We start from the raw sequence: 10,806 nt of genomic DNA, 5'->3' as shown, positions 1-10,806 counted from the left end.
CAAATGGAATTGTAGGCTATGATATAAACTACGACCATATTGCATGGAGTGAAACTGATTGCATCGGAAACCTATTAGACTTTGGCACTATACATTTTAATATAGCAAATAAAACTTCAGGGCAAATTTCAAAAATTTTAGAAAAGAGTGCCTTAGGGCTTGTTCAAATAGCCAGGGATAAAAATAAACCACTTGCTGGTGAGGATATTAAAAACATCAGTAAATCCAAACTAACTTATGGGAATACTAAACGAAATATGAAAATCAGTATGTTTGCTCATAAAAAAATCATTGAAGCAATCAGTTCCAGGGCTTTTAAAGAAAATTTAGCCGTATTTTATGTAAATCCAGCATACACTAGCCAAATGGGTAAAATAAAATATATGAAAGCTAAAGGAATATCTATTCATGTATCCGCGGCATTCTGTATAGCTCGTAGAGCTCTTGGGTATAAAGAGAAAATACCTTTTATGTATAGAACATTTACAACCAATTGGAGGGTGCTGTCCAAAGAGTTAAAGACACTTAAAATACAGTATTTATATAAAATTTCAAACACCTTCGGATACTCGAATTTAAAAGCTTTTGTAAAAGATACTATAGTAAGCAATTATGCTGTCTTCAAAGAAAAGCCTATTATAAAGTTTAGTTTTAATTAAATTATTCACATAAATTACTTCAATATAAAAATAAAAAATGGCTTTATAGCTTATAGTTACCCTAAAATCTAAGGTTGCTACGCAGTGAAGGCACTTACGTGATAGGGGTGCATTAATTATGAGCTACTCATGAAATAATTATACTTGTAGCTTATTATAAAAATTAGCTTGTTTAGAATACTAAACAAGCTCTATGTTACAAGGATATTGTTTCTTACGGTTCTTAGTTCAATGAGAACTGGACCGCTTTTGCGGTTTACAATCGCCCACTTCTATAAGTGGTGCGTATGTTGAATTATCGATTATATATAAGATTACTTTAATAATTTTAGACCTTTTGTGACCTTTTCTTCTAGGTTACGATTTACATAATAAATTTTATAGAATCGATGCTCTAATTGTATATTTAAACCATTAAAGGTATAAAGATGTTAATATAAATTACGATAATAATATTAAGGACTAATGCATTTTAGTATATAATTACTAAATTTAATTAATGTTAAAGTGGCTAAATATGGCAATGGATATAAAAACATCCTTTCCTAGTTTAAACAACTACAAAATAGATATAAATAAAACATTTAAAGCAGAAAAAATGAAAGTATCCAGTGTAACGCAAGAAGAATTACTGGAAAATAGACGAAAACTAGATGCAGAACAAATAAAATCTGATGCAGCAGAAAATTATTGGGCAGGCTTATACTCATCACCTAATTCTTGTGAAATACCTTCAAATGGAAATTATGAGGTATCACCGATAGTTATTTCTAAAGATTATACTTTTACAGATCCACAATTTATAACTAACTTTGTAGCAAAGGAAAGTCTTTATGAAGACAGAATTAAAGAAAAATAATGAACAGAATTTTAATGTGAAAGAATTTCAAAGCCATATTATTGATGTAATAAAAAATGAGAAAAAGATATTTGAAGATGTAAAAACACATAACTCAGCGGAATGGTAAAAAGTAATAAATAATTAATTAACAAATGTGTTTACAAGATACTAACTTAGGGAGAAATAAATATGAAATACAAAATATATATTGTAGAAGATGATTTATCAATAAGTAATTTATTACAAGACTACATAGCTAAGTATGGATTTGAGGTGACGATAGTTGAAAACTTTGAAGAAATATTGTTAGGATTCAATAAGTACAGTCCAGACTTAGTATTGTTAGATGTTAATTTACCTAAATTTGATGGATTTTATTGGTGTAGGAAAATAAGACAACAATCAAAGATTCCTATAATATTCATATCTGCAAGAGATAGCGGAATGGACCAAGTTATGGCTTTAGAGAGTGGCGCAGATGATTATATAACTAAACCGTTTTATTTTGATGTTGTTATTGCAAAGATTAAAAGTCATATAAGAAGAGCTTTTGGGGATTATTCACATACTGCAGAAGAACGAATAGTAGAAGTTGATAGTCTTAAGTTCTACCCAGAAAGGTCAGAAATACAGTTTCATGATAAAAAATTAGTTATTACTAAAAGGGAAGGCATACTCCTAGAATGTCTTATGGAAAAGTATCCCAAGGTAGTTAGTAGAGATTTTCTTTTAGAAAAAATATGGGATGATATTGAGTTTGTTGAGGAAAACACCTTAAGTGTTAATATTAGTCGGATAAGAAAAAGGTTGCAGGGTCTAGGAATAGGTATAGGCATAGATACTATAAGAGGAACAGGTTATAGATTAAACAAGCCTGATAGGTTGGAATAATATGAATTTATTTTTGAAGTATAATAGAGGTTATATTATTATATATTTATTAAGTTTAAGCCTTACAATTATATATTGTAACATCATGGACTTTATAGGATTTGGTGAAATTATATATATATTGATTTTTAATACATTTATTCTTGTGTGCTTTCTAGTTTTTAGATATTATAAAAATAGACAACTATACAAATTGCTAAAAAATGGATTGATTTGTTTAAATGATGCTTTCCTAGAACTTGGTAGTTCGGATCTTAGTGAAAATATTTCTGAGCTGTTAAAGGAGCAACATAATTTGTATGAAGCAGAAATACAAAAATGTAACAAAGTTCATAATGAACATTTAACTTTCATCAATCAGTGGGTACATCAAATGAAGACACCTCTTTCTGTGATACAGCTACAACTTCAAGAATATGCAGGAGAAGAAAAGGCACGAAGTATAGAAGAAGAGGTTAATAAATTAAATAAAGGTCTAAATATGGCAATGCATTTTGCAAGAATAGATTCTTTCCAAAATGATTTTATAGTAGAACGAATTTTTTTAAAGAAGTTAGTTATAGGTACAATAAATGAAGAAAAGAAGCTTTTCATAAAAAATAAAATAACTCCTAGAGTAGAAATAGATGGTGCTATAGAAGTATATAGCGATGTAAAGTGGATAAAGTTTGTGTTAGATCAACTTATTATTAATGGTGTAAACTACTCAAAAGGCACGGGAAAGGAATTAATTATAAAAGCCTGCAAAAAAGAAAAAGAAATCTTACTAAGCGTTATTGATGATGGAATTGGAATCCCAAGGAAAGATATTAAAAGGGTATTTGACCTATTCTTTACTGGAGAGAATGGGCGCAAATATGGAGAATCTACAGGCATGGGTTTATATATTTCTAAAGAGGTATGTGTAAATTTAGGTCATAAAATAGAGATAACATCTACTGCTGATAAAGGAACGATGGTTACAATAGGATTTAAAATATAAGCTTAATTTATAGCGAATGGATAGTTTAACTATTCATTTGCTATTTTTATTTTAAATCGCAAAGCTTACATCCATGTCACATTCCTGTAAGCTCTGCAGATAGTAATTTATGCCTTATTATTATAAGCTATATATAGTAATAATTAGTCTGTAAGGGGTGATAAATCATCAATATAATATTTATATTAAAATCAATCATAATCGCAATAGTAGAAGGGATAACTGAATTTATACCCGTATCTTCTACAGGACACATGATATTAATTGGATGGGCAATTAGCTTTCAAGGCGAATTTGCAAAAATGTTTGAAGTTGTAATTCAACTTGGAGCAATAATGGCCGTTGTTGTTTTGTATTGGCATAAGGTTAAAGAAAGCGTAATAGAATTTTTTAAGTTTATATTCACTAGAGGAAAAGAAGGAAAGAAAGGATTCAAATTTGGTGTAAATGTTATTACAGCATCTATTCCAATGGGAATTGTAGGTGTAGTATTATATAAAAAGATAAAAACATTATTTACTCCAGAGGCTGTTATAGTAGGATTTATAGTTGGTGGACTATTGTTACTAATAGTTGAAAAAAAATTTGGTGGTAGAAACCATAATGTAGATAATTTAGATAACATAACCACTATGCAATCATTCAAAGTTGGATTATTACAACTTCTTTGTGTGTGGCCAGGAATGTCAAGAAGTGCGTCTACAATTATGGGTGGATGGATTGCTGGATTATCAACCCCAATAGCAGCAGAGTTTTCCTTTTTTATAGCGATTCCAGCTATGATAGGAGCAACAGGCAAGGACTTATTTGAATATGATTATTCTACAATGACGTTATCATTATGGATTGCATTAATAGTTGGATTTGTTGTGGCTTTCATAGTAGCTTTAATAGTTATGAGGAAATTTGTTGAATATCTTAAAAAGAAACCTATGAAAGTATTCGCAGTATATAGAATAGTAGTAGGTATTTTACTTTGGATACTAGTATTAACTAATACTATCACTTTAACATAATAGGAGGAATAGGCAATATGGAAATTATGAAAGTAAAGAATTTAAGCAAGATATATGGTCAAAAAGTAACATTCAGTGCAGTGGATAATATAAGTTTCACAATTGACGAAGGTGAATTTGTAGGAGTAATGGGGCCATCAGGAAGTGGTAAGACAACCCTGTTAAATATGATTTCAACAGTAGATAAGCCTACATCTGGAGAAATTAGAATAAATGATATAGATCCTTTAAAGCTTAAAGGTGATGATCTTGCCTTATTTAGAAGGAGAGAATTAGGATTTGTATTTCAAGATTTCAACCTGTTAGATACTTTAACTGTTGGTGAAAATATAGTACTTCCACTTACATTAGATGGAGTGCCAGTTAAAAAACAGGATGATGAACTTAATAGAATATTAAAGATACTTAGAATAGAGAAACTAATTAATAAGAGAACTTTTGAAATATCAGGAGGAGAAGCCCAAAGGACAGCTATTGCAAGAGCTTTAATACATAACCCTACGTTGCTGCTGGCTGATGAGCCAACAGGTAATTTGGATTCAAGAGCTGCTAAAAATGTAATGGAATTATTTGAAAAAATAAATAAAGATGAAAAAGTAACTATGATGATGGTTACTCACGATGCATTTTCAGCAAGTTATTGTAATAGAATTCTCTTTATAAAAGATGGAACTATATATAATGAAATTTATAAGGGAGATAGCAGAAAACAATTTTACCAGGAAATTATTGATGTGCTTGCGTTAATGGGAGGAGAGAACTAATGAATTTTAGAGAGTTTGCCACTAAAAATGTGTATAGAAATATAAAAGGGTATTTCGCTTATTTTTTAAGCAGCAGCATATCTGCAACACTATTATTTTCTTTTACTATGATTATATTCCATCCTGACTTCGTGGTGCTTAAATTACCTACTAGTATAAGAAATACACTTTATGTTACGACTGTAATTGCATACTTATTTTTATGTTTCTTTGTATTTTATTCAGTAAGTGTTTTTCTCAAAAGTAGATATAAAGAATTTGGAATACTTTATATAATAGGTTCATCAAAAAAACAAATACAGAAAATGATAAATATTGAAAATATAATAATTAGTTCAGTATCGGGAGTAGTAGGGATTATAGTAGGAATAGTATTTTCAAAAATACTTTTAGCAGCTAGCGGAAAGTTATTAGGCCTTAATGCACTAGGATTTTATATTCCAGTAAAAGCTATGATTATTACTTTAATTGCATTTATATTAATAGGGATAGTAATTTCAATATTTTGTTCATTGGTTATAAAAGAAGATATGGTTCTAAAATTACTTAAAGGAACTAAAAAACCAAAACTAGAACCAAAATCATCAGCTATTTTTTCTATTATATGTATAGTATTGCTTACTATAGGATATTATCTATCAATTACATCAACTGAAAAGATACTACCCTATAGAATAATACCTGTAACAATAATGGTTGTTATAGCAACCTATTTATTATTTTCTCAATTAAGTGTATTTGTACTTAAGGTACTTAAGAGAAACAGAGATTTTTATATGAAGAAAACTACACTATTATGGGTTTCGAATTTGTTATATAGAATAAAGGACAATACAAGAATGTTTTTCTTAATTACAATAACTTCAACAGTTGCTCTTTCATCAATAGGGTCAGTATATGCTTATTGGAGAGATAAAGAGACCCAGATAAATAAAAGTTTCCCACAATCATTTTTCTGTGTTGATACCTATAATAATAAAACTAAAGTTGATTACAAAATTGATTTTATAGAAAATTCATTGAAAAAGGAAGAAATATCTTATACTACAGTTAATGGCGAAATGAAGTTTATTATACCTAATGGTGTTAAAGATGAAGTGACTATAATTAAAGAAGATACTTATAACAAATTAGCAAGAGCATTATCTCTAAACACTATTGATTTAAAAGAAAATGAGGCCATGTTAGTCTCGTATTTAGATAAAAATAAAAGAAAAAATATTATTCTAGATGAAACAAAATTACAAATTGCTAGGGGGAGTGATAGTTGCGTAATTCCAGCATTATATGATAGTTCATATGTGGTTAAAGATGATGTATATGAAAAAATGAAGGGGCCTAGGTGTTACTTCGGAGCATTTAATGTAAATAATTATAAGGATACATTAAGCATAGGTAATAATTTTTATAATAAGTTTGGAAATGATAAAGGTGATAAATATTATAATAATTTTCTAAAGGCTTATATATTAGAAAAGAATAAAATAGCCTATGGGGTACTTTTGTGTAGTGCAATATTTATAGGACTTATATTCTTTGTAACAACAGCAAGTTTCTTATATAACAAGTGTTACATGGATCTTATAGAGGATAAAAAGAAATATAAACAATTGAATAAAATAGGATTAACATATAAAGAAATAAAAAAGGTGTTAAATATTGAAATAGGGGTATTATTTTTACTCCCATATATAATTGCTGTTGTACATTTTTTCTTTGCTATTAGTTCATTAAAATGTGCTTTTGGAATTGAGATAACTGTACCCGCATTACAGATCATAGGAATTATGTTGATTGTTCAAATTATATATTTTCTTATTATAAGAAAAAACTATTTATTTGAGATTAGAAAAAGTTTATTATAAACACTCTTAAATAAATATTTAATATAACAGCTTCATGTAAACAATGGTTTGCAAGGAGCTGTTATATTTTATTTTTACTTAACATTCTATAAAATAGTACGTATGATTATAGTTTCCTTAATCAATTTTATTAATAAGACTACGTCCAACAAGATAATATATCAAATACCCAACAACATTGAGCAGTATAAATACAAATATCCAAATAATACTTCTCTTATTATTAACAGAATTTATACTTGCCCAAATAGCAAATAGAACCCAGTAAATCAAAAGTAGTATAGGTACAATCTGAAAAATCATAAAACCAATATCTCTTGTCTCAGTAATTACAATTATGCCCTTATTGGAACCTTTAATTTCAATTTGTTTAGAATTTTGTGCATATGCAACAAATCTTGATAATGTTTTTGGACGACCATTACCAAATTCATCAATAGTCATTCTTGGTGCATAATTATAATCATACTTTAGATTTGTATCTGTATTAATATATTTATCGTTTTTATCAAAAATTTGAAGTGTTACATAGTCAATAGCGAAAGATTTATCTACCTTATCTTTAAGATTATTTTTCATATTATCTGTGATAGGATTAGAACCATTCCCCATGTTTTTTTCTATAATTGAGTATATATCATTAATTGGTCTGTCTACGGAATAATTTTTCCGAATTACCCCTCCAAAAGATAATAAAATTCCTAATACACCTACAATTATCGTTATGTTTAAAAGTTTTTTGGCATATAAGTATTTTGTTTTGTATACCTCTTTAATTTCTGTTTTTATACTATCTACTTCTCCAAATCGTTTTATAGCAAGTTCAACAGCATTAATTTCCTCATATCCTTGACTTAATAAATCATCTACACTACTCAATAGATTTGCTTTCATCTCATTTTTAAAATCTTTAATTTCATCTGAACTTGCTTGAATACCAATTGCAAGATTAGATACATACTTTTCTATGCAATCTATACCTTCTTTGCTCATGTTTGATTGACTATTCATTTTTTACACCCCCAAGAAACTTATTTATCAATTCTCTCATAAAAATCCATTCTATTCTTTTTCTTTTAACATACTCTATTCCATCATCAGTGATATTGTAATATTTCCGTCTACCGCCGCCACTTTCACTATCACTCCAATATGATTTAACATACCCGTTCTTTTCTAGTCTTTTTAATGACAAATATAGTGTTCCTTCCTTTAATTCAAAGGTTTCCCCACTAATCGCCCTTACCTTTTTTGCTAATTCATATCCATACATAGTGCAGTCATTAAGTACACTCATTAATATTGTATCAATATACCCTTTCAGCATTTCCTTATCTATTTCCAATATTTTCACCCCTTATCCATATATTAGCATGTAGTACTTAATAATGCAAGGTATATAACTATGCAATGCACTTAGCTGCAAATCTCAACAAGGTTTAAATCTAGATGAACTATACCTTATTTTTAAAAACGGAAAGAAGAAATTTGTAAGAAATATAATTTCAGAACTGAGTGGAGGTTTAATAATTTATAAGAAAGAAAAATGTGTTGGAAGTGAAAAAAGGTATTTTATAACAGGTGAAGGAATAAAAATTCTAAATGAATATTTAGATAAATAAAAGATAGTAACATATTTATTTCTTAAAATAGTAAATACATTACTATTTCAATTACTCAACTATATTAAAATGCCTTCCTTGTCAATATGTCGTCGTTTATACTCCTTATTCCATTTACTACAAATAAATTTAGCATTTGGTATTTTTATACTCATATCATATTCCTTTTCTATGCCCGCAATTTATATATCCTTTTCGTCTTTTAATCTGTTTTTTGATTGAAAATATTCTTTTGCTAAAGCACTAGTGTTCCACCACTCAATATTATTGATAAGGAAAACCATAAAAATGGTAAAAAAAGTATGTCTGACTTCTCTTTTCCTCTCGAAAAATCATACGTACTATCTGAAAGTATTTTTATATATAGAATATGAAAAAGGTTTGTGAACCCGCTAAAATCCTTGGCAGATAAAGGCGGATTTGATTGCTGCTACGCACCAATTACGTCGCCACCCAGTCTGCGCCCTCACGAGTTCAAATTTCCATATAATAACGTAAAAGAACTCGCCTTCCAGCGAGTTCTTTGATTTGGCGGAGAAAGGGGGATTTGAACCCCCGGAAGGTCATAACCCGTTCGCCTGTTTTCGAGTTAGGCTATGTACTTTACATGTAATGATAGCTAGTACCATTGAATACTATATAGTCTTGTATACTCAATGGTTTTAGCTACCTTACTTCATATCTAATATCATCAAGTATCATATAAAAACATAAAGTTTGTTATCAAATATCTAATTTAAAAGATATACATTATAATAAATATCATATGTTATTACCTATGTTTTTTACGTTGGTTGTATACAGATATTAATGTTCTTAATATGTAGATTACCTATATTTATTAAAGCTCCTCTTTTATCTTCACAACTAATATATATTCCTACTGCACCCTTTATTCACGTTTTAAGTTCTTGGAAAGCATAGTCCTCATCCTAATTGATTTCATACTTAACGGAATCTAATAAAATTACACTACCATTCACATCTCTAACTATCAACCATTAAAATTAATAAATTTCACAAGAAGAGTGTTTTACACGTAATATTCTATATATATATTGACCTAGTTACCCATGGTATATTTTTTTAATGCAAGATACCTTCTTCTCTAGTTAGTTTGAATTTCTAATAATTGCAGACTGTACAGTGTTAGATCTAAATAATATTATACATAACCCAAAAAACACATTAAATATATTAGATTATGTCATATACCTTTAGCATATTTTCATGAGGATTAAATATACACTTTTATAATCTTAAAATAGTTTTGAAATACTGCACAAGGACATCCTTCTTAGTTCAGTATTTTGTTTTTTTGTATGTTAATTTACTGATGTAGGTTCATTCAATTAATTCTTCATTCTTCTTACAGAACCCCATAAAGACAGCGCTATACCCACTTATTATAATAATATTACTAAACATATAAAACTTAAATTCATTAAAAGTATAATTTTGTTCATCTTGCTCTAATTCAGGAATCTTTCTATATTGTTTAATATAATTAGAATCATAACCAATAGATCTTTTAAAATTACCAAAAAAATCGATATTTAAAGTTTTGTTAACCCCTCCATCATTTATTTCTGCAAATGACAAAAATGCATTAAAAGTATTGATTGCTTTATAATTAACGCCTCTATAACGAGTCTCCGCAGTGTGTAACATTTCATCTGGAATCAAAAATCGTTCCAGAATGCTAATTTCTATATTTATAGGAACATAATTTAATAAAATTAGTTCATCATAGCTTTTAAGAAAGAGTACATTATAATTATTATAAGCTATTTTTTCTATCATATAATCTTGACTCTCGACTAGTTTTTCATATATTGGATATCCCATACTTTTATATACTGAGTACATATTCCTTGAAAATTCAATAAGAGAATTATTAAATCTCTCACTGTATCCACTTATTGACTCGTGACTTCTGCGTATTGTGCTTTTTAATTCTTGGTATAGATATATTCCATTCTTCATATCTTTCTGAACTTTTAAAAATACAGGATACGTATTAGACACAGTAATTGTTTGGTCAACTTTTGTTTCATTTTCTAATATTTCATTAAATTTCACCCTTTAAACACCCTCTCTCTTTATATCGCAAGTTCATCAATCTATTTTACAAATCCCAGTAGTTTCCTTATTATTTTATATTAT

General features: G+C 28.4%; 11 protein-coding genes. 8 read left to right on the top strand and 3 right to left on the bottom strand.

Going from position 1 to position 10,806, the window contains the following annotated elements; translation table 11 throughout:
• The 8 genes from KPL44_RS08200 to KPL44_RS08170 form a co-directional block, all read left to right on the top strand.
• A partial coding sequence (locus tag KPL44_RS08200; protein ID WP_216248598.1) for an IS200/IS605 family accessory protein TnpB-related protein occupies positions 1 to 659 on the top strand: 659 nt, incomplete at its 5' end.
• A gap of 499 nt (positions 660 to 1,158) precedes the next feature.
• The gene (locus tag KPL44_RS08195) at positions 1,159 to 1,518 is read left to right on the top strand and encodes a hypothetical protein (protein ID WP_216248596.1); all 360 of its coding nucleotides are present in this window, start codon (positions 1,159 to 1,161) and stop codon (positions 1,516 to 1,518) included.
• Positions 1,493 to 1,627, top strand: coding sequence for a hypothetical protein (locus KPL44_RS25735; RefSeq protein ID WP_301182944.1), 135 nt, complete (start codon positions 1,493 to 1,495; stop codon positions 1,625 to 1,627). The genes KPL44_RS08195 and KPL44_RS25735 overlap by 26 nt, the downstream gene beginning before the upstream one ends.
• A gap of 62 nt (positions 1,628 to 1,689) precedes the next feature.
• Entirely contained in the window at positions 1,690 to 2,391 is a 702-nt protein-coding gene (locus KPL44_RS08190; RefSeq protein ID WP_216248594.1) for a response regulator transcription factor, read from the top strand.
• 1 nt (position 2,392) lies between these two features.
• A complete protein-coding gene (locus tag KPL44_RS08185) occupies positions 2,393 to 3,373 on the top strand; it encodes a sensor histidine kinase (RefSeq protein ID WP_216248592.1) in 981 nt (326 codons plus the stop codon).
• Positions 3,374 to 3,540: 167 nt separating this feature from the next.
• Positions 3,541 to 4,389 carry an undecaprenyl-diphosphate phosphatase gene (locus KPL44_RS08180; protein ID WP_216248622.1) on the top strand — a complete coding sequence of 283 codons (849 nt, stop codon included), beginning with the start codon at positions 3,541 to 3,543 and terminating at the stop codon, positions 4,387 to 4,389.
• Between the two features lie 17 nt (positions 4,390 to 4,406).
• Entirely contained in the window at positions 4,407 to 5,153 is a 747-nt protein-coding gene (locus KPL44_RS08175; protein WP_216248590.1) for an ABC transporter ATP-binding protein, read from the top strand.
• A complete protein-coding gene (locus tag KPL44_RS08170) occupies positions 5,153 to 7,018 on the top strand; it encodes an FtsX-like permease family protein (RefSeq protein WP_216248588.1) in 1,866 nt (621 codons plus the stop codon). The genes KPL44_RS08175 and KPL44_RS08170 overlap by 1 nt, the downstream gene beginning before the upstream one ends.
• A gap of 117 nt (positions 7,019 to 7,135) precedes the next feature.
• On the opposite strand, the gene KPL44_RS08165 is transcribed toward KPL44_RS08170, so the two are convergent.
• From KPL44_RS08165 to KPL44_RS08155, 3 genes are all read right to left on the bottom strand, one after another.
• Entirely contained in the window at positions 7,136 to 8,029 is an 894-nt protein-coding gene (locus KPL44_RS08165) for a permease prefix domain 1-containing protein (RefSeq protein WP_216248586.1), read from the bottom strand.
• Positions 8,022 to 8,363, bottom strand: a complete 342-nt coding sequence (locus KPL44_RS08160) for a PadR family transcriptional regulator (RefSeq protein ID WP_071611957.1) — start codon at positions 8,361 to 8,363, stop codon at positions 8,022 to 8,024. Before KPL44_RS08160 ends, KPL44_RS08165 begins: the two co-directional genes overlap by 8 nt.
• Before the next feature lie 1,621 nt (positions 8,364 to 9,984).
• Positions 9,985 to 10,722 (bottom strand): hypothetical protein, encoded by a 738-nt coding sequence (locus KPL44_RS08155; RefSeq protein WP_216248584.1) that lies wholly within the window; start codon positions 10,720 to 10,722, stop codon positions 9,985 to 9,987.
• Positions 10,723 to 10,806 lie beyond the last annotated feature (84 nt).

It is taken from the genome of Clostridium sp. DSM 17811 (assembly GCF_018861905.1).
GTDB classification, from domain to species: Bacteria; Bacillota; Clostridia; order Clostridiales; family Clostridiaceae; genus Clostridium_AD; species Clostridium_AD frigoriphilum.
This window is presented reverse-complemented; position numbering and strand designations above follow the sequence as displayed.